Below are 26,352 nucleotides of genomic sequence, written 5' to 3'. Positions count from 1 at the left end.
AGAACAAAAAACACAGTGCTACATATTGTGCTGATGGTTTACTCAGCTTTACTTGCCTATTCATATCGTTCGGATGGATGAACGGACAAAAAATCTATTCTTCTTGGCAGATGAGGAAAATATCATAGAGATATACCCTAACGCTAAATGGAGATACATAGGATGAGCAAGCCTAATTTTCATGCAATGAGTCAGAAAGAGTTACATAATTACGTTCTTGCTCATCGGGAAGATCGAGAAGCCTTCTATGCTTATGTGGATAAGCTGCATCTCGAAGGTAATTGGATTGAAATGCCACCATTACAGTCAGAACAGGATTTAGAAAATTATCCTCAGTTCATTGAGCTTATTCGCAGCAATTCTGAGCCACGAGATGGAGTCGTTTAACCCTACATTGCAAGTTACAGCAACTTTTCAGCTATCCTCAGTTTGGCCGATCGCGATCGCGGATTCTTACTAATTTCCTCATCTCCGGCAATAATCGGCTTTTTTGTCAAGACCTTTAATAAAGGTGAATTTCTTAAACCATGCTTCACCGGGCGGTCTTCCAAACTATGAAAACTGATAATTGCAATTCTGCCACCAGGGACAAGGGCATTTGGGGCTTTATCTAAAAAGGTTTCTAGAGATTTTAACTCATCGTTAACAACAATTCGCAGAGCTTGAAAAACACGAGTAGCGGGGTGAATTCTGCCATAACGGTATTTTGGGGGAACAGAAGAAGCGATCGCATCAGCTAATTCTGTAGTCGTGTGCAAAGGTCGGCGTTCTACAATGCGTCTAGCAATGCGCCGTGATAATCTCTCTTCACCGTACTTAAAGAAAATATCTGCTAATTCTGCCTCATCCCAATTATTAATCACATCAGCAGCAGTTAGCGATCGCCCTCGATCCATTCTCATATCTAAATTTGCAGCTTGGCGAAAGCTAAAACCCCTTTCTGCTTGGTCTAAATGGTAAGAACTCACCCCCAAATCGGCGAGAATACCGTTGAAAGTATTAGGGGGATATTTGTAGTCAGCAAAATTGCTGTAAATAAATTGTATGCGATCGCCAAACTCAGCTAATTCTTTCCTCGCTGCTGCTAAAGCATCCTCATCTTGGTCAATCGCCGTTAATTGAACATCTGGCGCAGCTGCTAAAATTAAACGGCTGTGACCTCCACCGCCTACCGTCGTATCAAGATAATGACCTCCTGGAAATACCGCTAGACCTGCAATAACTTCCTGCGGTAAAACTGGTAGATGGGAAAATATCGGTTCTTCAATAGCTAGCTGACGATTCATGAGACTAAGGGCAAAAAACCACAGATGAACTTTAATTATGTATTCTTTTCTTTGTGTTTTTGCGGGTTTATAGCTAAAAAATAGTTTTTAAATCACAAAGACACAAAAGGAAAATATCATAAATTCCACACCTAAAGCTGATGCTAGGTGTTGAACTTTAAGCATCTATAGCAATTCTATTTGATTTGTGTTGGCGTAGCCTGCCGTAGGCATAAATTCGCGTTGTCCAGATCCCCGACTTCTTTAAGAAGTCGGGGATCTAATTCATCCTATTTTTTACCTTTTTTCTGGTAAATCATCGAATTTGATATCCGTTTTAATTTTTTCTCCATGCTTAAATTGCTATTTAAAATAAAAATGAATACATTGTCGGGCAATTCATTTTCCTTTAATAAGCTCTGAACAATTTTAGAGTTATCAGTTTCATAAATACGACTACCTTCCCAAAAACTAAATCCACGCTTCACAGCTAGAACATAAAGTGGTTTTTCAGGAAAATGTTGCAGATCCTTTTGAACTAAATAAGCAGTTATTATCTGCGGGTAATGAGATAACTGCTGACGAAGCTTATTTACCTCTATATCCGAAATATTATGAGGGTAAAATTTATCATCTCTTTTCAATTTAGATCGCTCTTGCCGTGCTTTCAAAATTAATTTATGATAATTGTCGGCACGTTCTTGATAAGACTTCGCCTCATTGTTTTTACCTTGATTTTTAAGAAAATAGCAAATTATCTGACAACCTCCTATGACTATACTTGAGTCTTGTCCTATTGCCTTCTCAATGTATTCTATTCCAGTCGCATCTTGTTTTTTTAATAATATTTTACCTAGTAAATAATTAGCTGATGCATGGTAAGCATCACGATGAATAATTTCTTGTAATAGAGGTATGACAGCTTCTTCGCCCTCAAGTTCCAACGTCAAAAATGCTTGCTGACTAGCTTCTTCTAGGGTTAGGTGTTGTTTTTGCGATTTGTGATTTAAATCTTTTAATATAGCTATCGATTTTTGAAATTCAGCATATTTTTGTCGCCAAGGTGTTGCTATCTTTTCTCGCCAACCTTGACTAAAGTAATCAATAAAATTTTCTACCTTATCTCCTAAAAACTCTTGGGCAGCACTAATTTCAATTGGTGCAAAGATAGCTAATTCTTTCTGAGGATCGGGGATATATCCCAAGGCTTTTAATCTATCTTTCAGGCAAGGGTGAGTATCAGCATTGTTGGTTCTTTCCGTTAAAGCTTCAGCTAAATAAGTAGTTGTGATTTCCTGATGAAGTCTCTGGCTTAAAGCCAGCTTCATATCCATATAAGTCGTTTTCGGTGGTTCAATTTCTGTCTCTATTTGTTTATAAATACTAGACCAAAAATATCTTTCTAAAAATCTAGATTTGACCTCCACACTTATCAAAGCTTTAGCAGTATTTTCTTCTCCCGTTAAATCAACAGCACATCTATCTGCTTCATATTCATCCATTCGTGCCAATACAAAAGAATAGGCATTAAAAAACGGGATGTACCATATCAAAAACAGTTGAAAAATTAACAATGATAGATCGTGTCCACTTTGTTGGAGTCCTTTAAGAATGCGATACCAAGTTTCACGTTGGCGATAAATCCAACCACTAAAGCGGCTGTGATTTCCTGATAAATGTCCTAGTTCATGGGCTAAGACGGCACGAAATTCTTCGGGTGGCAGTGCTAGCATGAGCGGTAGACCGACAATTAAGTAATTTTGCTGCCATCCCAGCAAACCTAAGCGTGGTATTTGGAGAACCCCTGCATTAAAATCGTTGGTGAGCAGGATGTGGTGAAACTGTGGGGCTTGTAACTTCGATGAGATTTCGTTAATTAAAGAATAGAGATTGGGTACATCCCTGGGTTGTAGTGGTAAACCTGTAGGTGGAGGAAAAGAAACCCATAGCGATCGCAGTAATACGAATGCTAAGGTCAGCAAAAACAAAAGCCCTGTCAAAGATAAGTTAGAAATTGACTGAGCATTAACTATCCCAAAGATAATACTTACTAACAAAGTCAACGTTACAGCTAGAACCAAAAATATATATGCATAGCCTAAAGTAGCCAAAAAAGCAACGTGCAATTTATAAAGATGCGGTTGTTTATTAGCAAAAACTTCTAACTTCTGAATTAGCTTATCAAAACGCTCTTGATTGAAAGTCATAGATATGTATCATCGTCATAAAACTGTAATATAACTGACACAATATCTCTATGGCTTACGTAAAAACTCAGAACTCGTTAGGGATTGTCCCCTTATCCCAGGGCGATGAGGTGAAAAAAATCCAGTGCCTTAATTAAGTGGATATCGAGCTTCCATATAATAGTTGAAGAAGTGCAACAAACTGAAACATTCTGGTTGGCATCTGCGCGGTTCAATTTAAAATTTGCCTTCAGCACGCTACGCGAACACAATGGGAGAACAGGAAATCTATGACCAGACTAGAAACCCGCACTGAACCAATGGTGCTAAACATGGGGCCACACCACCCCTCAATGCACGGGGTTCTGCGGCTAATCATGACTCTGGATGGCGAGGATGTCGTTGACTGTGAACCAGTTATCGGCTATTTGCACCGGGGAATGGAAAAAATCGCTGAGAACCGTACTAATGTAATGTACGTTCCTTACGTTAGTCGTTGGGACTACGCTGCGGGAATGTTCAACGAAGCTGTCACTGTCAACGCCCCAGAAAAACTTGCAGGTGTCGCTGTTCCCAAACGCGCTAGCTACATCCGCGTCATCATGTTGGAGTTGAACCGCATCGCTAACCACTTGCTATGGTTTGGCCCCTTCTTAGCTGATGTAGGCGCACAAACTCCCTTTTTCTACCAGTTCCGAGAACGGGAGATGATTTATGATTTGTGGGAAGCCGCCACAGGTTATCGGATGGTAAATAACAACTACTTCCGCGTTGGTGGAGTGGCTGCCGATTTACCTTATGGTTGGGTAGATAAGTGTCTAGAATTTTGCGACTATTTATTACCCAAAGTTGATGAGTATGAACGCTTAGTAACAGATAACCCCATATTCCGGCGACGTGTCGAGGGTATTGGGACTATCACCCGTGAAGAAGCAATTAACTGGGGACTTTCTGGCCCAATGTTACGCGCTTCTGGCGTGCAATGGGATTTGCGGAAAGTTGACCATTACGAATGTTACGACGATTTTGACTGGGATGTGCAGTGGGAAACCGCCGGTGATTGCTTTGCCCGTTATGTAGTGCGGATGCGGGAAATGCGCGAATCGGTGAAAATTCTTCGCCAAGCACTTAAAGGACTTCCTGGCGGCCCTTACGAAAATCTGGAAGCCAAGCGTTTAGCCGCAGGTAAAAAATCTGAGTGGGACGCATTTGATTACCAATTCATCGGTAAAAAGGTTTCCCCTACCTTCAAGATTCCTAAAGGTGAAATCTACGCTCGTGTAGAAAGTGGCAAAGGTGAATTGGGAATTTATTTGGTTGGCGATGATAATGTCTTCCCTGCACGTTGGAAGATTCGCGCCGCAGATTTCAATAACCTCCAGATTGTTCCACATTTACTGCGCGGAATGAAGGTTGCAGATATTGTGGTCATTCTCGGTAGTGTTGACGTGATTATGGGGTCTGTAGATAGGTAGAAATTATTTATCTAAGTAACTTTTAGAGCAGTTGTATTATAGTGCAACTGCTCTTTTTTTGCATATGGGTAAACTTGCGGACTATAGCGCAATACAGTTCAGTTAAGCTTCTCTTCCTTCTCTTCCTTTGCGTCCTTTGCGTCCTTTGCGGTTCGTTAAAAAAAGGATTTTAGCCTTAACTGAACCGTGTTGGACTATAGCGTAATACAAGTAGTTGGACAAAAATATTTACAGTCATTGCGAGCGTAATGAAGCAATCCCAACCGCAATGTCATTGTGTAATTAATTCTGTCCAAGTACTTATCAAGCCTATTTGTGGCGCTTCTAAATCTCCACTCACAAATTCCAATTGCGGCGGAAATGGAAGAAGCCTTCTAAAAACTCTTGCAAAGCAATATTGTTATTTAACCTTTGCTTACTCCATTCTCTTGCAGTTTGTTCTAGAATTTCTGAGAAACTGGGATAGACAGAAGATAAATTTGCTAAATCTTTGACTTTAATTTTTTGTGACATTGCGAAGGCAATCAAATTAATCAACTCTCCAACTTCTGCCCCTAATATCGAAGCTCCCAAAATTTCGCCGTTGCGTAGCACAATTAATTTACACATACCACTGGTTTCGTCCCGGAGTTGGGCTGCTACCACTGTTTTAAAATATTGCCGCAAAACTAAAACTTCATCTCGACTAAATAGGCGTTTTGCCTGTACCTCTGTCAAACCCACTTGCGCCAATGTCGGCACAGAAGACATTACCCAAGGAATGGAGCGATAATTTACTCGTAACTTGGAGAAAAAGAGGGCATTATTTAGCGCAATTTTTGCTTCATAATTAGCAATATTGGCAAAGTCGTAACCACCAATTACATCACCACAAGCGTAAATGCGGTGGTTGGTAGTTTGCAGTTTATCATTCACCACTAAACTACGCCGATGCCATTTCACGCCTACCGTTGCCAAATTTAGGGATTCAAGATTTGGTTGTTGTCCAGTCGCCACTAAAATTTCATCCGTTTCAATGGCTTTGTCTCCTGCTTGAATCCACTTTTTACCCTCAATTAGCCTCACTTGAGTCACTATTGTATCGTTGAGAACGCGCACACCTTCGACTTCTAACTGTGCCTGAAGCAATATGGCTATTTCAGGGTCAATATTGGGTAGAAGATATGGATGCTTGACTACCAGTGTTACAGTGCAACCAAATCGCGCTAAAGTTTGAGCGATTTCAATGCTTTGGGGAATTCCGCCGATAATTACCCAATTTTTAGATAATGTTGTTCCCTGTAAGGATTGCCAAATATTAGATAGGGTTAGGTAGCCAGTGGCTTGCAATCCTTCAATCTCAGGAATTTCTGGATGCGAACCAGTGGCCAGCAAGTAGGTACGGGCGCGTAGTAAGCGATTGTTAACAGCAAAAGCTAGTTGAGGTGAAGATTGAAATTGACCACTACCAACTATGACATCTACTCCTAGCGCGGCTAGGATAGCTGGAGAATGCTGTTCTTTGAGATTTGAAGCAACGCATTGAGCATACAGCATTGCTTCTTGCCATGCCATAGATATATGGCATTCTTCTGAGGTATCAATGTGTGTGGCATGAATACCAAAACTAGCGGCATGATTCAACTTCTGCCCTAGTTTACTGATTTCGGTAAGAGCATGGTGATAAGTAAACTCGTAGTCTACTTTGGGTTCCACCAAGGCAACTGTAGCACGTAGTTGGCTGGCAGCAAGGGCAGCGTAGTATCCAGCAAGACTACCGCCAATAATTACAACATCATAGTCAACGGTCACGCGAATTTAAAGTTAGGAGTTTGGAGACACGATTAATCGCGTCTGTATAAGAATTAGGAGTAGAGATGCGATTAATCGCGTCTCTACTCTTTTAGCGCTGTTAGTAAGCGTTGATTATCGGACTCTTCACGTACAGCAACCCGGAAAAAGCGATCGCCTAGTTCTTTAAAACTAAGGCAATCACGGATTAAAATCTGGTGATGCTTGAGTAATTGTTGCTGTAACTGCGAAGTAGACTTTTGGGACTCAACCAGTACAAAGTTAGCAGCACTTACTTGGGGTTGCAATCCTGGTATTTTAGCCAAACCCTGAAAGAGTTGGTTTCGTGCAGATGGTAGCCATGCCCAGGTTTGCTGCTGAAACTCTGTATCTTGGAGGGCTGCAATTGCCGCCGCCGCCGCTAGGGTGTTTACGGGCCAGGGGTCACGCCATAGCTGCCATTTAGCTAGACAGTCGGGGTGGGCGATCGCATATCCTAATCGCAGTCCTGGGAGACTGTAAAATTTGGTTAGCGATCGCAATACTACTAAATTCGCATATTCTTGCACCACCGGAATCAGGCTTTGTTCCTCATTAGGCGGCACAAAATCCATAAATGCTTCATCCACCACAACTAAAGCAAATTGCTCTAGGTAGGGCAAAATAGAGTCCCGTGAAAATATCTTTCCGGTTGGGTTGTGGGGATTATTCAACAATAGCCCTTTGTCATTTGTCCTTTGTCCTTGGTCAATGACCAATGACCAATGACCAGTCACAAATGACAAAGGACACTCCAGCACATTAGCGTTATACGCTGCCAAGGTTCGGTAGTAGTCACCAAAGGCTGGAGTGATTAAAATTGTCGCGGCTAATTGAGCTAACTCCCTACCTAATAAAGTGAGTAATTCTGCGGAGCCGTTACCCGGCAGAATCCACTCAGGCGGCAGTTGATGGAAGTGACTGAGAGCTAGTCTCAGTTCACTATAGTTTGGGTCTGGATAGTGCTTAAGATTACCAATTTGGGACAGTATAGCAGCGATCGCGCTGTTTGGAGGCCCCAACGGGCTGATGCTAGCAGAAAAATCCAGAATAGCGTCAGGGGGACAGCCAGCCAGTGCTGCTGCCCAGGCTAAATTTCCCCCGTGTGCAGGTTGCCGCATTAAAAAAAAGTTCCCAAAGACAGAATCTATGCTTTTGGGGGTGCTACCTTTTCTCTAAACAGTTTTCCTGCGGAGAAGGCAGGAACCCTCGTAGCGGGAATTTCCATTTTTTCATTTGTTTTCGGGTTGCGACCTTCGCGGGCTTTACGTTCCCGTGATTCAAATGAGCCAAATCCCACTAATGTTACCTTATCACCAGAGGAAACCGCTTCAATAATCGTTTCCAAAGCGGCAGTTAAGACTGCATCCGCTTGTTTCTTGGTAACACTAGCTTTTTCAGCGACGGCATCAACTAATTCACCTTTGTTCATGTCAAACTCCTGAAGGTTTACTTGAGATTCTTTACGGATGCACCCTGGTGCATCTGTACTGAAATCTTTGTTTGCGGGAATACAAAAATCATCCTTTGGGAGTATTTTTACTCAAAACGGCTGTACATCCCATCGGCTCGACTTTTCAATGAATCATTCTAAGGCGTTGTAGCCTGATGTGGATAGATGAAACCATTAATTTATATAGATTTCAGGATTTTTTGTCATTTTAGAGTACTTGTTTCACTAAAAACCACCCCAAAAGTAGGAAAAAATACCTAGTGAAAATTGCGATCGCAAGGAAAACATGGGAGTGGGGAGTTATCGGATGGTCAGCATTTGTTGGGATTAATTACCGATGTTGAAGAATTATTGCTGATATTAACGAATTTTTATGAAATAAGTTTGACTCTTTGAAAGCGATCGCAGCTAGACTGGAGGGCAGGAAATCTAGTTCCCTCCCGATACTGCGTAGGTTTTGGTGCATAGTCATCAGAGATCCCCCTTAGTCCCCCTTAAAAAGGGGGAAAATAAGGCATTTTTAGCCCCCCTTTTTAAGGGGCGTTGGGGGGATCGACTCAAAACCTACGCAGTATTGAGTTCCCTCCCTTTTAAGTAGTAAACAAAATTAATTACACAATGTCATTGCGAATGGAGCGTACTCCTTCGGGGAAGTAAGCTACACGGTAGCGTCTCCAAGAGTTGCGAAATGAAGCATAAGTCCTTCGGACACGCTTCGCGAACGCGGGGGCTGGGATTGCTTCTCTTTGCTCGCAATGACTGTAATTAATTCTGCATGGTTACTTATAACTACGGTGTACACACAAGTCGAAAAATCCTCTACAGTGAAACCGTCACACTCACCCATATCCCGCCCTGAACTGAAGTTCAGGGCTGATAGCGAAACTCCACTGAAAGTGGAGTGAATTAATTATTTAGTCCACTTTCAGTGGACTTGGGCTATGAGACTCGGAATTCATTCCGAGGCGGGATAGAAACACAGTGCGACGAGATTCATTAATAAAGAAAGATATGGCTGCGGCAAGACTTGTGTGTACACCGTAGCCGACACAGAGAGGGACAGACTTGAACTAAAGTTCAAAGCAGGGAGAGGTTCGAGGATTTGAGCCAGAAGTAACTCACCTATTCATCATCTTTATTACCGACTAGGAAGCTTCAACCCCCGACGCTCAAGGATTTGCCGCACTTCTGGGCTGGGATTGTAGTTATAGCCGTATGAGGAGTTTTCGGAGTCATCCATAATTTGAGGTGTGAGCAATACAATCACCTCATTGCGCTGGTTGGATCTGTTTGTACTTCTAAACAGCGCACCAATCAGAGGAAGATCGCCCAAAATAGGAATCTTGGAGACATCTGTCCGGTCTTGATCTTGAATAATTCCTGAAAGAACAAGTGTTTGACCATCTCGTAAGCGAATTAAGCCAGAAGTAAGGGAGCGCTGAGACACTAAAGTAATAGTTCCATTTCCTGTATTTGTTGTGCTTGAAGGAGCGCTGACAGTAGGAGCAACAGATAAAGAAACGAAACCATTATCGTCAATCCGCTCAATTTTCACACTCACGGTTAAGCCAACGTTTTGTTTCTCAATTGTTTGTTCTGTTCTTGAACCACCAGAAGTATCCGTTGTTTGGAGGGTTATATTTCCCACTACTTCTTGAGTCAGGTTGATCAGAGCCTGTTGACCTTCTTGCACAATTAAGGTTGGGTCAGTCAAAATCTTGGCATTGCCAGTTGTCACCTGAGCCTGCAAGCTAGTGAGAAGAGACTTGGTGAACTTGTATGGAGGATTCAAAGCAGCTCTTGGATCTAGAATTGTTGGTGTACTATTAACACTACTTCTTACTTCAGTACTAGTAGGTGTTCTGGCACCACCAAAATTGAGAGTTGCTATACCACCATCATTTGAAAAGTAGTTGTTACCAACCCCAAAAGCAAAGCTAGTGTTGTAGTTCTGAGCGTTATTGAGGTTAACATCAATAATCTTGACGTTAACTACAACTTGACGACGGCGGATATCAAGCTGAGTTAATTGAGCCATCGCCATTTCAACTAGGCGGGGAGGGCCAATTAAGGTTAGAGAATTAGTCCGCTCGTCTCCTAATGCCTGTAAACCTCTCAGTAATGGACTAGAGTCTTTGAAGTCAACGCGTTGAGTTTCAACTTTAGTTTCTGTCGTCGTCTGAGTCTGGGTGATGGGAGTAGCCGCACTACCCACAGCTACAGCATTAACACTGGTGACTTGTCGTTCTCGGCTGACAGCACTTTCTGCTCCCAAGCCGACCAAAAAATTCAGGGCGACTCCCACTGTTACCTGATTAAGTCGCAGGTTACGCATAACCATGTCACGAGTCGAATTAGGTAGTTTAGGCCCGACAAAAACTGTGCGATTACTGCGGTTAGCCTCTAAACCACTTAGGCGCAAGACGTAGTTAAACACATCTTGCACTGGCTCATTTTCTATATCTAGGGAGATTGTTTGAGAAACTACTGGTGCATTAGCACCACCACCCTGCTGACCTCCATCACCTCCGATATAAGCCAGGTTCAAATTAGCAGCACGGGCAAGCAATGATAAAACCTCACGCACTGGCGCATCTCGTAGGACTAAACGGGGTACACGTTCCTGAGTTCCTAAGTCAATGGTGCTAGGAGAAGCATCAGTGGCGGAAATAGCAATATCTCCCACCGGTGGAGCGACGGCCCTGGGTAAGAAAGGTGGAGCCTGACTCAGAGGTTGACCTGGCCCAGCAGCTTGTGCCGGTTGTCCGTCAATGGTGACTTGTGGGTTGGGAACTAAAACATCTGGCTTTTTACCAGTTTGGATTGGGATAGAAGTAGGCGGTGTTGTGGATGTTGGCGCTGATGGCGTTGTTGGTGCTGATGCTATCGTGCCAGCAGTTGGGCTAAAGCTGAGTGTAATTCCATTTTGCGATCGCACCACAGGTTGACTGCTAGGTACGTTGCTGCTACCAGTTACCGTTACCCGAATGCTGTTGGCATCAAGCTGACTAACCTCGACAGATGCAATTCCTGGGGCTGGGCTATCTTGACGAAAGGTATTACCTTGTGGTAATCGTAATTGAGTATTGATAATATCTGCAACTAAAGCTTTACCTCTTTGTGTCGTGAAAACTTGGGGGCGTGACCCTGAAGAAGTTTTCAAGGCAACACTAACTCCACCATTAACTGGCTTTAACTGGACATCAGTAACCTGACTAATTTGTGCCAAAACTGGTTGAGATGCCAGAAATGCAAAAGCGGCAGTACCTAATATAAAACTATTACCGTGAAGCTGTTTCACAGTTCATTCCTCACCTAATAAAACCTTGTTTACAAACAATTGTGAATAGTTAAATCGACGGTTATGAACCGCACACCAGTTGCTTCTCCTTAGCGCTAGCCTCTCCCTTTGAGAGAAGGGGAGACGCTGTGCTAACAAGTCGGCAGAGCCGCCTACCGCCTAACGCACTGGCTCGTCTACACAAGGCTTAAACCACCGGCATCGGTTCAAAGCCTCAATATTTCCTTAGTCCGTGGAGGCGGACTTTGCTTGTGTAGCCGCGAATTCCATTCGCCCTGGCTATTGCCCTTACTCTTCACTATTACTTTTTCGGAGCATTTTTAGCTGCTGCGGCTATTTCTTCTGGACTAAGTGGCATCAATACCTGTAACTGGAATGATGTATTAATCGCTGCTGGGCCTAACTGTACAGGCGTTTTATCTAATGGGGATCTTGACTCTACCGGAGCCAAACTTGATTGATAATCTTTAACTATTAACAAAGGCTGTAAACGCTCAATGTTACGAATTATCGATTGTGTTTGCTCATAAGTTCCTGTAATATCAGCATTGATACTACTGCGTTCTAACTTACCGTCAACCTGTAGTCCTAGACTCCCATCAGTAATGGGTTCTGGTTTTTGAGAAACTGGCACAAATCTCTTCAGTTTGGCTCTGACTGTATTAATAGAAGTTTGAGTATTTCCAGACTCAATCAAGCGGTTCAAATCTAACAGCAATGTATCTAAGGTTTTTTCGTTAGCGAATAAACCTAGAACTTGTATTTTTTGCTGTTTTGCCTGTGCTAGCTCTTCTTTAACTTTGTCAATCTGTTTGATATTGGCTTTTTTTTGCTGAATTTGCCCTTGCAATTCCGAGCTTTTTGCTTGCTGTTGCTGATAGCTTTCTAAGGCTGGCATCAGCAGGTTTAACAAAATATAACCTGCTGCCCCTAAACCAACTACCCCCACCAAGATGCCAATGATTGTTGGTGTAAAGGCAATGCCAAACACCACGGGGTGGGCTGGTGTTTCGGCATTGAATTCCCCACCTTGTTCGGCAAAATTTAAATCATCACTCAGCGTCATTTTGAAATGACTCCTGTTTGTTGCATATTACGAATTCGAGTCACTAACCCCACTGTGCCTTTTTTCTCCAACTCCCGGATTAATTCGGAAGCTGGAACATCGCTCATAGTCGATTGAATAGTGTATTTAACTACTTGGGGCGGCTTAATTGTTACACCATTAGTAGGACTAGTGGGTTGACCTGTACCTGGTGGTAAGGGAGCATCTACTAATGTTGCCGTTATAATTCTGCTTTCTGTAGGCTTCAAGAACTGAGACTGTTGTAAACTCAGTAAGAAATCATTAACATCGTTAAAAGAACGAGCCAATCCAGTAATTTCTAACCCTCCGGCGGGATTGTTTGGGGGTTGCCCTGGCGCTGCCGCAACGGGTGGCATTTGTTTAATGGTATCAATTTGCACTGCGGTGGGAATGCGATCGCGCAAATCTTGCAACATCGCTGACCAAGGTCGAATCTGATCAAATACAGTGACTAAAGCTTGGGTTTCCCCTTTAACTGCCTTCGTCTCGTCTTTGATTTTGTTCAGATTTCCTATTTCTGTATCTAACCTTTTGCTTTCCTGATCTAGCTGTGCTATCTGACCATCTAATTCAACAATCTTCCCTTGTAACAGCCACCAACTAACTCCTAATAAAGCTGGAAGACCTACACCTAGTGCAACTCCCACATACACTGGTGTGAAATTTCCTGTAGGCAGCTTTAGGGATATTCCTCCCTGTTTCTCAGGCTTTTTTTGGTATGCTGGACGGTCTTTAAGAAAGTTAACATCTAAACTGTACATTTTCTCACACCAACTAGGAATAAATATTATGGTTTGAGAATTCTCAAACAGTGAACTGTCAAAACAGACAACTCAAAATTTCAAATCCAAAATCTAAAATTGCTATTACACCTCCCGCATTCCTAAACCAAGTACAATGGCCAAGCCAGAGCGTTGTACCTGTGGATATTTATCAGTGTCAACTTCTAAGGCTAAAGACCCGATTGGATCTATTTGGGTGGTTGGCAAGCTCAATCTTTGAGTAAAAAATTCATCTAGCTGCTGAAGTCCACCTCCCGGGCCAGCTAATAAAATCTGCGCTATCTCCAAATTTTCACTTTGATTCAGATAAAAATCGATGGAACGACGCAGTTCGTCTGTTAGTTCTCCCAATACTCTTAAGATGGCTGCCATACCAGGATCGATTTCGGTAACACCGGTTTTCCCACCATCTAGGGTAGTTGAGGGAATAATCATTCCGTGTAACAGTTCCATATCTCGTGATGTAGGTAAACTCATTGCCCTTGCTAAGGCAGTTTGCATTTGATAAGTTCCGATGGGGACTGTACGGGAAAATTGCGGTACTCCATTAACGATGATGGCGATTTCCGTACTATCGAACTCGATATCAACTAGTACTGCTGCTTCTTGCGGGCCAAATTGTCGCAGTTGTTCGCGAATAGTCCGAAGTAGAGCAAAACTGTTAATTTCTAAAACATCAATTTGTAATCCTGCTTGCTCGAATGTACTGATATATGTATCCGTTATCTCCTTGCGGGTGGCTACTAAGAGTACGTGTACTTTTTCAATGCCATCCTCATCTTGAAAGTACCCAAGTTTCTGATAATCTACATCAGCCTCTTCACGAGGATAGGGTAAATATAAACCTGCTTCATGGTTGAGTACCATTTCTCGCAGTTCTTTGTCATCTAACTCTGCTGGTACTGGTATGATCCGAACGATGGAATCTCGCCCTGGTACACCAGTGGCCACACGAGAAGTTTTGATTTTGCTTTCAGCTAGCGCTTGCTGGATTAATTGCGCCATCGCTGCGGGGTCGGTGATTTGACCATCGGTAACTACTCCTTCTGGAACCGCTATCGATGTAAAGGTTTCTAATTTCAAGCCTTGACGGTGCTTGCGTAGCTGAACTACATTTACTCGTTCGGGAGCAAGTTCAATGCCGACCCCTTTATTTGATTTGCCAAACAGACTATTGAAGCTTTTTACCACAGTTGTGCCCGCTGGACTGCTAAATTGAAAATTTAAATTTGTTGTGGTAAGGACGTAATATATTACGTCTTTACGGGTAATTTATTTAGCCTATAATTTCGACAATTCTGCATAAGCTTTTCACACTGATCAAGCGTAAAAATACTGGAAACATGATTCAATTGCGAAAATTCAAACAACTTATTGCTTTTATACTGCTTGGCTTATTAACCAGTTGGGTTGTAAGTTGCAGCACAGGTAATGTCGGTACAGGTACAAAACAGGCTACTTCAGGAGGAGGGACTATTGAGTTTTGGACAATGCAACTCCAACCTCAATTTACCGACTACTTCAAAAGCCTAATTGCAAATTTTGAATCACAAAATCCAGGTATAAAGATTAACTGGGTTGATATACCTTGGGCGGCGATGGAGAACAAAATTTTAACAGCTGTCTCAGCAAAAACGCCACCTGATGTAGTTAACCTCAATCCGGGTTTTGCTTCTCAACTTGCAGGGCGAAATGCCTGGTTAGATTTAGATACAAAAGTCTCAAAAGATGTACGTTCCTCCTATCTGCCAAATATTTGGGAATCTTCTACGCTTAATGGCAAGAGTTTTGGAATTCCTTGGTATCTCACCACACGGCTAACCATTTATAACACTGATTTATTAAAACAGGCAGGTATCAATAAAGTCCCCGCAACCTACGCAGAATTGGCACAAGTAGCCCAACAAATTAAAGATAAGACAGGGAAATATGCTTTTTTTGTGACGTTTGTACCGCAAGATTCCGGTGAGGTGCTGGAATCTTTCGTGCAAATGGGAGTTACTCTCATAGATGCTGATGGAAAAGCAGCGTTTAATTCAGCACCAGGGAAAGCAGCATTTCAGTATTGGGTAGACTTATATAAAAAAGGATTGCTTCCCAAAGAGGCTTTGACCCAAGGACATCGCCATGCGATCGATTTATATCAATCTGGAGAAACTGCGCTTTTAGCTTCTGGGCCAGAGTTTCTGAAAACGATCGCTAATAATGCCCCAAAAATCGCTCAAGCGACAGGAATAGCCCCTCAACTCACTGGTGTCACTGGTAAAAAAAATGTCGCTGTGATGAATATAGTTATTCCTCGTGACACGAAACAACCAGATAGCGCTGTGAAGTTTGCTTTATTTGTCACCAATGACGAAAATCAGTTAGCCTTCGCTAAAGCTGCAAATGTCCTACCTTCTACACTCAAAGCGCTATCTGATAGTTACTTTAAAAATGTTCCAGCTAATGCTTCAATAATAGAAAAAGCGCGAGTTATGAGTGCGAAAGAACTAGAACACGCACAAATATTAACCCCTAATTTGAAGGATTTCAACAAACTGCAAAAAGCAATTTACGAGAACTTGCAAGCAGCAATGTTAGGAGAGAAGACTGTAGATAAAGCTGTAGAGGATGCGGCACAAGAGTGGAATCAGAGATAGATTTTGGAATTGGGCATTGGGAATTGGTTATTCCTGATCTCCCTTGTCTCCCTCATCCCCACTCCCCATTTGTAAAAAATCGCCTACTAAATAAAGGGAACCACACAAAACGATTAAATCGTCTGTGGTTGAGGTTGCGGTTTCTAATGCTGTGAATAAATCGGGATGGATTTGGCGATCGCTTAATTCGGGACAGAGGCTATAAGCTAGGTTTGCTAATTCCTGTAGATCGGCAGAAGTTCTACCAGGCCAAGATTCTACTGGGATTGGGACTAAGAAAAGGCGATCGCCTGGGCGCAGCAGGGCAGCAAAAATATCACCATGATCTTTGTCGGAAAACATTCCCATAACCCAGTTGATGGGCTTGTGGTTAACTGCGTCCAAACTATCAACATACTGACGAAGAACTTCGGCGGCGGCTGTATTATGAGCGCCATCAAGTAATAATTTATGGTTATTCCAGGTAGTCCATTGCATCCGCCCTGGCCATTTAGTTTTTGCCATGCCGTTAATTATGGCTTCTTCAGAAATCTGCCAACCTGTTTGTTGGAGAATTTCTAAAGCTGCTATTGCCAAAGCTGAATTTGCTAATTGAACTTGTCCCGCTAAGGGCAAAGGATATTTAATTGATTTTGAATTTTCAGTTATTTCATACTCTGCCCATCCTGTAGCGATTTGACGGGCGGGTTGAGGCGTAAAAATTGGGCATTTTAATTCTAAAGCACGCGATCGCACAACTTCTTCTGCATCCGACGGCAATCTTCCAACCACAACGGGACATCCAGGTTTGAGAATACCTGCTTTTTCTCTAGCAATGTCCGCGACAGTAGGGCCAAGTTGCTGCCAATGTTCTCGACTGATAGAAGTGATAATTGTAACTAAAGGTTCTAAGCAAACATTGGTAGCATCTAAGCGTCCTCCTAGTCCCACTTCTACCACAGCCACATCAACTTGTTGCTGGGCAAAATATAACCAAGCAGCCGCCGTAATTACTTCAAACTGAGTTGCTGATTCTTGATCGGGGCGAATTACTGTTTGGACTTTTTCTAATAATTGGCTCAATTCCTCAGAGGAAATTGGCTGTTCATTCAGACAAATACGTTCCGTCCAATCAACTAAATGGGGCGAAGTGTAGCGTCCTGTATGATAACCAGCTTCAGTGAGTACGGAGGAAAGATAGGCACAAACCGAACCTTTACCATTAGTGCCAGCAATATGAATCACCGGGACTTGGTAATGGGGATTGCCGAGATTTGCCAATAGATTGACAATGCGATCGAGTCCCAGATGGACACCAAAGCGTTGCAGGGGTTGTATTACAGAATCGATATCCAAGGAGTGCGGAATGGGGGATGAGGGAGCAGGGGAGGCAGGGGAAGAAGCAAGGGAGCAGGGACAAGGGAGGAGAGTTTTCCCTCTGCCCCCCGCACCCTGCCCCTCTGCCTCTTTCCCATGCCCCATACCCCATTAATGAATTTAAGCTTCTCTGTCCAAAAAGCCTTGAATTTGTCTTAAAGCCGCAGCGCCAATATTAAAAACAGCCCAGCTAGCGGCAATGGCAACTGGTGCTAAAACGATCGCTATACGGAAATCGATAGAATCCATATCTAAGAACCCCTCTTTTAAGTAGAAATTAAAGTTTTATCAACAGCTCTCATTTTTATTTTTAGCTGAAGTGAGCAATTTTTCCCAAACTATATGTAAAGAATCTGTGAACTACCCCGCCGTAAGACGGACGTAGCTCTCCCAATTCATCGGCAATAGCCTCCAGAACTGCGTAGTTCTATTGGTCTTACATTCCCTCCTCTTGTCAGGAGTCCTGGTTCCCAAGACCCAAATTTTTTTCTTGTAACACTTACCTATATAGCTTGGTTTTCGCTTACGGCATTGGTGGCCAAGACCCAATAATTTTATCAGAAAATTTTGGCCCTTCGTCATCCAGTATTTATTTTTGCTTCCCGCTTAAAAACAATACTGGATGCAATCCTCACCCCCCGCTCACAATCCCCACCTTATGAGTACATTGAAGGTGGGGACTTCCGCGACAAGTTAAATTATTGGGAATTAATTATTTCTCCCTTCTCTCCCTCATCCCCCTCATCCTCCCCACTCCCCACTCCCTAAGACTTCCTAAACCCTATATCAGTACCTTTACCAGCATGAACTAAGGCTAACTTTTGGTAACGTTTAGCGTGTTCAATCAGTTCTGCGGCTTCAATATCTGTTACTTGGCGTAACACTTTGCCAGGAATGCCCACAACTAGGGACTGAGGTGGTACATCCTTGGTTACGACTGCACCAGCACCGATAATGCTACCAGCGCCCACTCGTACCCCGTCTAAAATCACCGCGCCAATACCAATCAAACTTCCCCGCTCAATGTAAGCGGAATGTACTACAGCGCGATGCCCTACGGTAATATAATCTTCTAAAATTGTGGGAAAACCAGGATCGCCATGTAAAATTGCACCATCCTGAATATTTGTACATTCGCCAATTTCAATTCGTTCAACATCTCCTCTAACTACTGCTCCATACCAAATGCTTACCCCTGCTGCTATATTTACCGAACCCATAACAACAGCGTTGGCTGCGATAAAGGCAGCTTGAGAAAAATCAGGAGATGTCCAGTAAGAAGCGGTAGACACGATAGAATATAAATATGGTACTCAGGAATACTGGAGAAACTCCAACCTTTGAGGCTGGTTGCACAACCAGGATATCACACCGTCAAGCCTCTACGTTGAGGAATACACTAGCGAACAATGTTCCGGCTGCAACTCAGTGTCTGTGCAGCAGTGAGCAAGTAACTCTAAGTGGTGGAGCCGAAGTGTATAATCCAAACCACTAGTGCTGGTGAAGACAAAATTATGTTTGTACGCACTTCATGATGAATCCAGGTTTACAGTACCCGATGTTTGGGCCTGAAATACAGTGCCCCCATTGTCGCCAGACTATTCAGGCGCTGACACTAACAGATACCTATTTGTGTCCGCGTCATGGCGCGTTTGAAGCTAATCCTAAAAATGGTGAGTTAATCCATTTGCAATCTGGCCGTCATTGGCGGAGGTGGAATAATGAATGGTATAGACAGCATACTCATCCTGATGGTATTCGCTTTGAAATTCACGAAGCATTAGACAAGCTGTATACCCAAGGCTATCGAGCAACAAAAGTAATTATTGCTCGACGCTATCAGGAATTGATGAGTGGCTATTTAGAACGCAGTACACCTTGGCGTTCTGGACAACCAGAAGCTACTGCTGCGCGTTTGTATGGCTTACCTGTGGAATTTAGCCCCGATACCTCAGAAGATCCCTGCTGGGAAGTAATTAATTTTGACTTGGAAAAAGAACCTGGTGTCCCTGTGCGCTACCCTTATTTCAGGTTGTTTGAATAGAGTTAGGAGTTAGGAGTTAAATTCAATTCATAACTCCTAACTCCTAACTCCTAACTTTTCTTATGCACCACGCTTCTATTCGGACTGCGAATATTCATCGAGCGATCGCTTTCTACGAACATTTAGGGTTTACAATTTCGGAGCGCTTTACTACAGGCTACACCCTAGCTTGCTGGATGGAAGGGTTAGGCGGCAGAATTGAATTGATCCAAATTCCCGAACCGAAACCAGCCCCAGATGCCTTTGCTGACGAGCATTATGTGGGTTACTACCATCTCTCTTTTGATTTAACTGAGATTACACCAGATTTACCTAGTTGGTTGACAAATTTACAAGAACGTGTATTAGTCGCGGCTGAGAGTAAAACCGGAGAATTGCAACCGTTGAAGGTATTATTAGAACCAACACAACAGCAAATAGGCGATCGCATTTACGAAGTAGCTTTCATCGCCGATACTGATGGCTTACCTCTGGAATTCATTCGGGTTTTAACAAAACTCCCATAATTTAGCTATTCTTAGAAAATTTGTTGCTAATATAATTGTCTTTCTATACTGTTGCTGAGGCAACAAATTTTTTTGCCAGATTCAACTATCAAGATATGCTGATAACTCCTAAAAATGGGATAACTTAAGTACCTCACTCAACTGAGAAAGGATTTGTTCCCTGCACCAGGGGCGGGACATGAACCAAAATAATCTAAAATCTAAAATCTAAAATCTAAAATTGATCCGGTCAACCTTGCTAAGAAAAAGAATAATGCCTTCAACACTGACAGAAAATGTCCGTAAGACAGTGCTGGAAAATGGTCTAACTGTTCTGACAAAGGAAGTACATACTGCGCCAGTGGTGACGGTGCAGGTGTGGTACAAGGTTGGCTCGCGTAATGAAGAGCCGGGCGTGAATGGCATTGCCCACCAGTTGGAACACATGATGTTTAAAGGTACTCTAAATCGTCCGATTCAATTTGGGCGTTTATTTAGTGCTTTAGGTAGTGATTCCAATGCTTTCACTAGCTACGACCAAACAGCATATTACGGTACTGTAGAACGAAACAAGCTGAAAGCGCTTTTAGTGCTAGAAGCAGACAGAATGCAAAATTCCCAAATCGAGCCAGAACAACTGGCAAGTGAAAAGCGGGTAGTAATTTCCGAGTTGCAGGGTTACGAAAATAGTCCAGAATATCGCCTCAACCGCGCCGTCATGCAAGCAGCATTTCCCAATCATGCTTATGGATTACCTGTCGGTGGTACTAAAGCTGATGTCGAAAAATTTGAACTTGAGCAGGTACAGAAATATTACCGCAATTTTTACACTCCTGATAATGCCGTCTTAGTAGTTGTTGGAGATTTTCAAACCGCAAATACTCTGGAAACAATTAAAGAAGTATTTGGCAAACTACCCAGGAGGCAGGGGGCAGGGGGCAGGGGGCAGGGGGCAGGAGTTATTTCTTCCTCATCTCCATCACTCAGCACTCCCATCGTATTGCGAGAACCGGGAGCAGGGCGACTATTACAAGTTGTGTATCCGCTACCAGATGCAAATCACCCAGATGTGCCGGCGCTGGATGTGATGGATTACATCTTGACAGAGGGACGGAATTCTAGACTTTATCAGGTATTAGTGGAATCAGGTTTAGCTAGTGAAGTTACAGCATCCGTTACCAGTTTGCGAGAGTCTGGCTGGTATGAGGTGTTGGTAACGGCTGGATATAAACAAGATTTGAAAAAAATTGATTCAGTGTTGAGTAGCGCGATCGCTAATGTAGCAGAAAAAGGCGTGACAACTGAGGAAGTAGAACGAGGCAAAACCCAATTAATCGCAGATGTAATTTTGAGTAACCGTGATATCACCTCTCAAGCAATGCGCTTGGGTAATGATGAGACAACTGCTGGTGATTATAGCTACACAGACCGCTATTTGGCAGCCGTCCGTCTGGTGAAGCCGATGGATGTTGTAGCTGTTATTAACCAATACCTCACAAAAGAAACCCGGACAGTAGGCTTTTTTGAACCAAACCAAAAGCAGGTAACAGGGATTGGTGAAAAACCAGACTCAACCCAAACTACAGAAAATTTCTCTCCTGGTGTACCTGTGCTTCCTTCTGAGGTGATGAAGTACTTACCACCTGTAGATTTAGCTACAGATGCCATTGCCCAAGTTTTACCACAGGAATTTAAACTTACTAACGGACTACGGATATTACTGTTACCAGATAATAGTACTCCCACCGTTACCCTGAGCGGTTATATTCAAGCTGGGACAGAATTTGACCCAGATAATCAAGCGGGATTGGCTGCTTTTGTGGCAGAGAATTTGTTAAGTGGTACTGAGAAAAATAATGTATTAACTATTGCTAAGAATTTAGCAGAACGAGGGGCGAGTCTAAACTTTGAAGTCCATCGTGAAGGCGTACATATCGAGGGTGATAGTTTAGCGGGGGATTTGCCGATAATTCTGGAGATATTGGCAGATGTTGTTAAAAATAGTACCTTTCCCGCAAAAGAATTGGAATTGCATCGCCAACAAACTTTAACTGATTTGCAACTGGAATTAGATGAGCCATCAGAAGTAGCTAGAAGAATATTTGTGCAGTCAATTTACCCAAAAAAACATCCCCTACATACTTTTCCTACAGAGGAGAGTTTACAAAGAATTCAGCGCCAGGATGTAGTTAATTTCAAAGCTAAACATTATCGTCCAGATACGACAGTGTTAGCACTGGTGGGAGATTTTGATCTAGACAAAGTGCGATCGCTCATTCAAAATGATTTTGGTAACTGGGAAGTTAGCGGCCAAGCACCCACATTAAAATATCCTCCGGTGTCAATGCCAAAGAAAATAGTCAGTGTCAACCCAGTGTTACCAGGTAAAGCCCAAGCAGTGACATATATGGGTTACACAGGTATTAACCGTTACGATCCTCGTTTTCATGCAGCCTTAGTATTGAACCAGATTTTGGGAGGCGATACCTTATCTAGTAGACTAGGTGCAGAAGTGCGCGATCGCCAAGGTTTGAGTTATGGAATTTATAGCTACTTTCAAGCTGGGAAGAATGTAGGCACATTTTTGATAGAAATGCAAACAAGTCCTGAAGATAGCAGTAAAGCGATCGCTAATATTCGTCAAATATTACGGCAAATCCATCAACAAGGTGTCACCGCCCTAGAAGTAGAAACAGCTAAACGCACTCTCATCAGCAACTACAACGTTTCTCTGTCCAACCCAGAAGAGTTAACAGATAGAATTCTGATGAATGAGGTGTATGGACTAGATAAAGTAGAATTGCACTCCTTTACAGACAAAATCCAGAAAGTCACCTTTGAGCAAGTTAATCAAGCGGCTCGTGAATTACTCCACTCAGATCAAATCGTAGTCGTTACTGCTGGGCCATCTGTGTTAGCAGAGAAAAGCATTCGGTAGAGATGGACACTGGACATGGATAATAAAGTAAGGGGTTTTTCCCGCTACCCATACCCATTTCAATGTAGAGACGTGTCTCTACAAGAGTTTCAGGTAAGGCATAATTAATTATTCCTGTTCATCAGCATTGTCTTTTAAGAACTACCGATGAAAATTTACAACCATTTATACCAAATTGTAATTAAATCTCTTCCTTTCTCAACTCCTGCTTGGCTACAAATATTACGGCGAAAGTACGTGATATTAACGTTGCTTCTCAGCCTAAATTTCATCACTGCGACTCCAGCAATGGCGGCGAATAAGTCTTTTGATTTCCTCAAGCAACCAGCCACAGAAATTACAATTAGCTTGGGTAATTCAGCGAACGAACTCAAGTTTGAGCCAAATCATTTGGAATTCGAGGCTGGCAAACGCTATCAACTCCGGCTTACCAATCCCAGCCAACTGAAGCACTATTTTACTGCTAAAGATTTTGCTGATGGCATCTGGACACAAAAAGTTGAAGCCGGAAAAGTGGAAATTAAAGGAGCTATTTCCGAATTGGAACTTAAGCCTAATGCTGAGGCAGAATGGATATTTGTACCTCTAAAATCCGGGACTTATGGCTTACGTTGTTCAATATCAGGACATACAGAAGCAGGGATGACTGGGGAAATTATCATCAAGAATTAAAAATTATTTAACTCAGTATTTGGCAGCGATCTAATATTTTAATTAAAAATATTGAGCTAAATACTATAGTGTGCAGCGTGCGAAAAATAAGTTAGAGCAATTTCGATTAAAAATATCAAGAGGAGGTGAATGTGTTATTATATATACATTGATAGATGAAGCGGCTAAACTGTAAAAATCCCTATCAGGGATTAAAATAACTTAAATTATAGATATTATTTCTCAAGTAATCTAGAGAAAGAGTTGATACTTTAACGGCAAATCCACCAGTAATTATTAATTTCCTATGAACATTTTCAGTAACTTACTTTCTCAAACAACTCAACCGACAACATCCAAAAAAAAAGGACGAGGAATTGAAATTAAATCGTCGCGTGAAATTGAAATTATGCGACAGGCATCAGCAATTGTGGCAACTGTCCTAAAAGAAATTTCCGAGCTAGTCAAGCCAGGAATGACAACAGCTGATTTGGATGCTCATGCAGAAAAACGTATCCGTGAAATGGGTGCAACACCAAGTTTTAAAGGATATCATGGTTTTCCTGGTTCTATCTGCTCTAGTATTAATAATGAAGCAGTACATGGCATTCCTAGTCCCAAGAAAATTATTCGGGTGGGAGATGTATTAAAAGTAGATACTGGCGCTTATTATCAAGGCTTTCATGGTGATTCTTGTATTTCAATTGCTGTCGGTGAAGTAACCCAAGAAGCTGCTAAATTAATTCGCGTAGCCGAAGAAGCTTTATTTAAAGGCATTGAACAAGTAAAGGCTGGTGTATACTTACTTGACTTAGCTGGAGCAATTGAAGACCATGTAAAAGCTAACGGCTTTAGTATAGTCGAAGAATTCACTGGTCACGGTGTTGGTCGTAACTTGCACGAAGAACCTTCAGTATTCAACTACCGTACCCGCGAAATGCCAAATGTTAAACTCCGTGCAGGGATGACGCTAGCAATTGAGCCAATTTTAAATGCCGGTTCTAGACATACCCGCACATTATCTGACAGATGGACAGCAGTTACCGTAGATAATTCTTTGTCGGCTCAATTTGAGCATACAGTGTTGGTGACGGAAACTGGTTATGAGATTTTGACTGACCGTTCTAAGGTGTAATTGCAATAAATTATCCGTAAAAATTCGCGGTGTCCAGATCCCCGACTTCTTAAAGAAGTCGGGGATCTAATTTAGGGTTATTATATTTGACTGGTAGCCGCATAATTAGTTTTATAAATAGGAAGCATCTCTTTAGCTTGAACAGAGACAAATGTCCTCTCTGGAATCGCTTCTAATAAATCGATTGCTTGTTTCCATTTATCCTTTGCTTGCTGCCGAATTAGTAGCGAATGTGGTGAATATTTAACAAATAAATTAGCTTCTATTGCTAGTTTTTGGGCTGATTCTAGGTTTCCTAAAGCTTTCTTTTCAATTAATACTCTTTGACTAATAGATTTATAGTTAATCTGATAGTAAGCTAATTTAATCTTTGCTTGACTATAAACTGATGCTTGATTAGGAATACTATCTAACAAGATTATTGCTTGATACCATTTGTTTTGTGCTTGTTGCCAAACTTTTAGAGAATGCGGTGGATTTTGAACCAGAAAAGCAGCCTCCATACCGAGTTTTTGAGCAGATTTAAAATTAGCGATCGCTTCGTCAACATCTGGAACGATCGCACTCCCTTCTTGAGTTAAACTTAGACTCATCTGCTGCGTTTGGAGACTTTGCTCTCTAAGTTTCCAACCACCAAAACCCAAGATTAACAAACTTGATGCTACAATCAAAGCCGAACGGACTATTTTTGGTGTCGAAAATTTTGGTAATGTCTCTATATACTGGCTGTTAATTGATTTTTTATTACTTTTTTCTTCAATCTTTTTTAGGGCTTCTTCTGCCTGTTCTCTTAAAGTCTCACTCTGAAGAATTAAAGCAGCAATTTGTTCTTTAAAATAATCACAATCATTCAGAATATCAGTCAACTCTTGAATTTTACCATCACTCGATATAATTAATTCGTGGTCATCATCTAACCACTCTAAAGCAAAGCCAGATTTACCACAGAAAGCAGACACCCCTAATAAAATATTTAATAAGCTACGACTATTTTTAATAGTCTCAAAAATATAATTTAACTTCTCTTGCAATTGTAATAAGTCCTTAGAGCAATTGCTAATTTTTTCAATTTGATGTTCTAAAACATAAGAGCTTTTACAGACTATATTATTTCTTAAATTTTCAGCAATTACCTGAAATTGTGCAGATAAACTGGGATAATTAATATTAGAATCTAGTTGATTTACTAAATGGTCGTCACTGAGAATATCAGCAGCGATTGCTTGCAAAAAATAACCCCATTCAATCCATTCATCGATTTTTGATTTTAAATCAATTAATGAAACTTTAGTTTTTGGATTACCAAAATTTCCTGCGATCGCTGGCTCTGTTAATCCAACATTAGCTACATTGGAGAGTCGAGGAAGTGTAGCGATCGCCGAACTTTTGATATTATCAAATCTCAATTCTTGAACAATTAATTTATTAATATTTCGTAGTTGTTCTTGAGCATTATTGATCGGGATAATTTGTTCCATGATTTCATTAGAATTGCCAATATTCAGTTTGAGACTCTGAATTAATGTTGGCAACTCACTAACAAGTATTTCTAAATTAGCCATAAATACCCTTTGGGGATTTGTCGAAAGTTTATGCAAAACAATTAAAATGGCTTAAGTAAGAACATAACTACACATCTGAGCATCCTAGTTGAGTGACAAATCTTAGGAGCTATAAAACGTATAATTCCCGTAAATCCTGCTAAAGTAACAATTTCAGTTTAAAAATCCCAGAGAAAGACAA

General features: G+C 41.9%; 22 protein-coding genes and 1 pseudogene. 10 read left to right on the top strand and 13 right to left on the bottom strand.

Annotated features, from left to right (window positions below):
• Window positions 1–46: 46 nt before the first annotated feature.
• Together GTQ43_RS41745 and GTQ43_RS11405 are read left to right on the top strand one after the other, a co-directional pair.
• Window positions 47–166, top strand: a pseudogene (locus tag GTQ43_RS41745) (DUF6888 family protein); the annotation flags it as partial.
• The gene (locus GTQ43_RS11405) at window positions 163–387 is read left to right on the top strand and encodes a DUF6887 family protein (RefSeq protein WP_265272718.1); all 225 of its coding nucleotides are present in this window, start codon (window positions 163–165) and stop codon (window positions 385–387) included. The pseudogene GTQ43_RS41745 and the gene GTQ43_RS11405, both read left to right, overlap by 4 nt.
• Before the next feature lie 14 nt (window positions 388–401).
• Here GTQ43_RS11405 and rsmH read toward each other — a convergent pair whose 3' ends face one another.
• On the bottom strand, window positions 402–1,286 hold the full coding sequence (rsmH, locus tag GTQ43_RS11400; protein WP_265272717.1) for a 16S rRNA (cytosine(1402)-N(4))-methyltransferase RsmH: 885 nt from the start codon (window positions 1,284–1,286) through the stop codon (window positions 402–404).
• A 269-nt stretch (window positions 1,287–1,555) separates the two neighbouring features.
• Window positions 1,556–3,472, bottom strand: a complete 1,917-nt coding sequence (locus GTQ43_RS11395) for a M48 family metallopeptidase (RefSeq protein ID WP_265272716.1) — start codon at window positions 3,470–3,472, stop codon at window positions 1,556–1,558.
• A 269-nt stretch (window positions 3,473–3,741) separates the two neighbouring features.
• On the opposite strand from GTQ43_RS11395, the gene GTQ43_RS11390 reads away from it, so the two are divergent.
• Entirely contained in the window at window positions 3,742–4,926 is a 1,185-nt protein-coding gene (locus GTQ43_RS11390; protein ID WP_265272715.1) for an NAD(P)H-quinone oxidoreductase subunit H, read from the top strand.
• Between the two features lie 336 nt (window positions 4,927–5,262).
• On the opposite strand, the gene GTQ43_RS11385 is transcribed toward GTQ43_RS11390, so the two are convergent.
• The 7 genes from GTQ43_RS11385 to pilM form a co-directional block, all read right to left on the bottom strand.
• Window positions 5,263–6,717: a dihydrolipoyl dehydrogenase family protein gene (locus GTQ43_RS11385; protein WP_265272713.1), complete on the bottom strand. Its 1,455-nt coding sequence runs from the start codon at window positions 6,715–6,717 to the stop codon at window positions 5,263–5,265.
• An 83-nt stretch (window positions 6,718–6,800) separates the two neighbouring features.
• Window positions 6,801–7,856 carry a threonine-phosphate decarboxylase CobD gene (gene cobD / locus GTQ43_RS11380; RefSeq protein ID WP_265272712.1) on the bottom strand — a complete coding sequence of 352 codons (1,056 nt, stop codon included), beginning with the start codon at window positions 7,854–7,856 and terminating at the stop codon, window positions 6,801–6,803.
• Window positions 7,857–7,882: 26 nt separating this feature from the next.
• On the bottom strand, window positions 7,883–8,167 hold the full coding sequence (locus GTQ43_RS11375; RefSeq protein WP_010998076.1) for an HU family DNA-binding protein: 285 nt from the start codon (window positions 8,165–8,167) through the stop codon (window positions 7,883–7,885).
• 1,159 nt (window positions 8,168–9,326) lie between these two features.
• Window positions 9,327–11,489 carry a type IV pilus secretin family protein gene (locus GTQ43_RS11370; protein WP_265272710.1) on the bottom strand — a complete coding sequence of 721 codons (2,163 nt, stop codon included), beginning with the start codon at window positions 11,487–11,489 and terminating at the stop codon, window positions 9,327–9,329.
• Window positions 11,490–11,790: 301 nt separating this feature from the next.
• Window positions 11,791–12,555, bottom strand: a complete 765-nt coding sequence (locus GTQ43_RS11365) for a type II secretion system protein M (protein ID WP_265272709.1) — start codon at window positions 12,553–12,555, stop codon at window positions 11,791–11,793.
• Complete coding sequence (locus tag GTQ43_RS11360; RefSeq protein WP_265272708.1) at window positions 12,552–13,337, bottom strand: PilN domain-containing protein; 786 nt, start codon at window positions 13,335–13,337, stop codon at window positions 12,552–12,554. The genes GTQ43_RS11365 and GTQ43_RS11360 overlap by 4 nt, the downstream gene beginning before the upstream one ends.
• 105 nt (window positions 13,338–13,442) lie before the next feature.
• Window positions 13,443–14,549 (bottom strand): type IV pilus assembly protein PilM, encoded by a 1,107-nt coding sequence (gene pilM / locus GTQ43_RS11355; protein WP_265272707.1) that lies wholly within the window; start codon window positions 14,547–14,549, stop codon window positions 13,443–13,445.
• Window positions 14,550–14,701: 152 nt separating this feature from the next.
• Between pilM and GTQ43_RS11350 the strand changes: the two genes are divergently transcribed.
• Window positions 14,702–16,000: an ABC transporter substrate-binding protein gene (locus GTQ43_RS11350; protein WP_265272706.1), complete on the top strand. Its 1,299-nt coding sequence runs from the start codon at window positions 14,702–14,704 to the stop codon at window positions 15,998–16,000.
• Between the two features lie 27 nt (window positions 16,001–16,027).
• Here GTQ43_RS11350 and GTQ43_RS11345 read toward each other — a convergent pair whose 3' ends face one another.
• From GTQ43_RS11345 to GTQ43_RS11335, 3 genes are all read right to left on the bottom strand, one after another.
• On the bottom strand, window positions 16,028–17,335 hold the full coding sequence (locus GTQ43_RS11345) for a bifunctional folylpolyglutamate synthase/dihydrofolate synthase (RefSeq protein ID WP_265272705.1): 1,308 nt from the start codon (window positions 17,333–17,335) through the stop codon (window positions 16,028–16,030).
• Window positions 17,336–17,476: 141 nt separating this feature from the next.
• Window positions 17,477–17,605, bottom strand: coding sequence for a photosystem II protein Y (locus GTQ43_RS11340; protein ID WP_094333564.1), 129 nt, complete (start codon window positions 17,603–17,605; stop codon window positions 17,477–17,479).
• A 515-nt stretch (window positions 17,606–18,120) separates the two neighbouring features.
• Window positions 18,121–18,648, bottom strand: coding sequence for a gamma carbonic anhydrase family protein (locus tag GTQ43_RS11335; RefSeq protein ID WP_265272704.1), 528 nt, complete (start codon window positions 18,646–18,648; stop codon window positions 18,121–18,123).
• Window positions 18,649–18,662: 14 nt separating this feature from the next.
• Here GTQ43_RS11335 and GTQ43_RS11330 point away from each other — a divergent pair, with 14 nt between their 5' ends.
• The 6 genes from GTQ43_RS11330 to map all read left to right on the top strand — a co-directional run bounded on the left by GTQ43_RS11330 (window position 18,663) and on the right by map (window position 24,609).
• Window positions 18,663–18,851 (top strand): hypothetical protein, encoded by a 189-nt coding sequence (locus GTQ43_RS11330; protein WP_265272703.1) that lies wholly within the window; start codon window positions 18,663–18,665, stop codon window positions 18,849–18,851.
• A gap of 36 nt (window positions 18,852–18,887) precedes the next feature.
• Window positions 18,888–19,400: a TIGR02652 family protein gene (locus GTQ43_RS11325; protein ID WP_265272702.1), complete on the top strand. Its 513-nt coding sequence runs from the start codon at window positions 18,888–18,890 to the stop codon at window positions 19,398–19,400.
• A 62-nt stretch (window positions 19,401–19,462) separates the two neighbouring features.
• On the top strand, window positions 19,463–19,906 hold the full coding sequence (locus GTQ43_RS11320) for a VOC family protein (RefSeq protein WP_265272701.1): 444 nt from the start codon (window positions 19,463–19,465) through the stop codon (window positions 19,904–19,906).
• 253 nt (window positions 19,907–20,159) lie between these two features.
• Complete coding sequence (locus tag GTQ43_RS11315) at window positions 20,160–22,823, top strand: M16 family metallopeptidase (protein WP_265272700.1); 2,664 nt, start codon at window positions 20,160–20,162, stop codon at window positions 22,821–22,823.
• Between the two features lie 147 nt (window positions 22,824–22,970).
• On the top strand, window positions 22,971–23,495 hold the full coding sequence (locus GTQ43_RS11310; protein WP_265272699.1) for a cupredoxin domain-containing protein: 525 nt from the start codon (window positions 22,971–22,973) through the stop codon (window positions 23,493–23,495).
• Between the two features lie 286 nt (window positions 23,496–23,781).
• Window positions 23,782–24,609 (top strand): type I methionyl aminopeptidase, encoded by an 828-nt coding sequence (map, locus tag GTQ43_RS11305; protein ID WP_265272698.1) that lies wholly within the window; start codon window positions 23,782–23,784, stop codon window positions 24,607–24,609.
• A gap of 80 nt (window positions 24,610–24,689) precedes the next feature.
• Here map and GTQ43_RS11300 read toward each other — a convergent pair whose 3' ends face one another.
• The gene (locus GTQ43_RS11300) at window positions 24,690–26,171 is read right to left on the bottom strand and encodes a hypothetical protein (RefSeq protein ID WP_265272697.1); all 1,482 of its coding nucleotides are present in this window, start codon (window positions 26,169–26,171) and stop codon (window positions 24,690–24,692) included.
• Window positions 26,172–26,352: the final 181 nt, after the last annotated feature.

Source organism: Nostoc sp. KVJ3 (assembly GCF_026127265.1).
Lineage (GTDB): Bacteria > Cyanobacteriota > Cyanobacteriia > Cyanobacteriales > Nostocaceae > Nostoc.
This window is presented reverse-complemented; position numbering and strand designations above follow the sequence as displayed.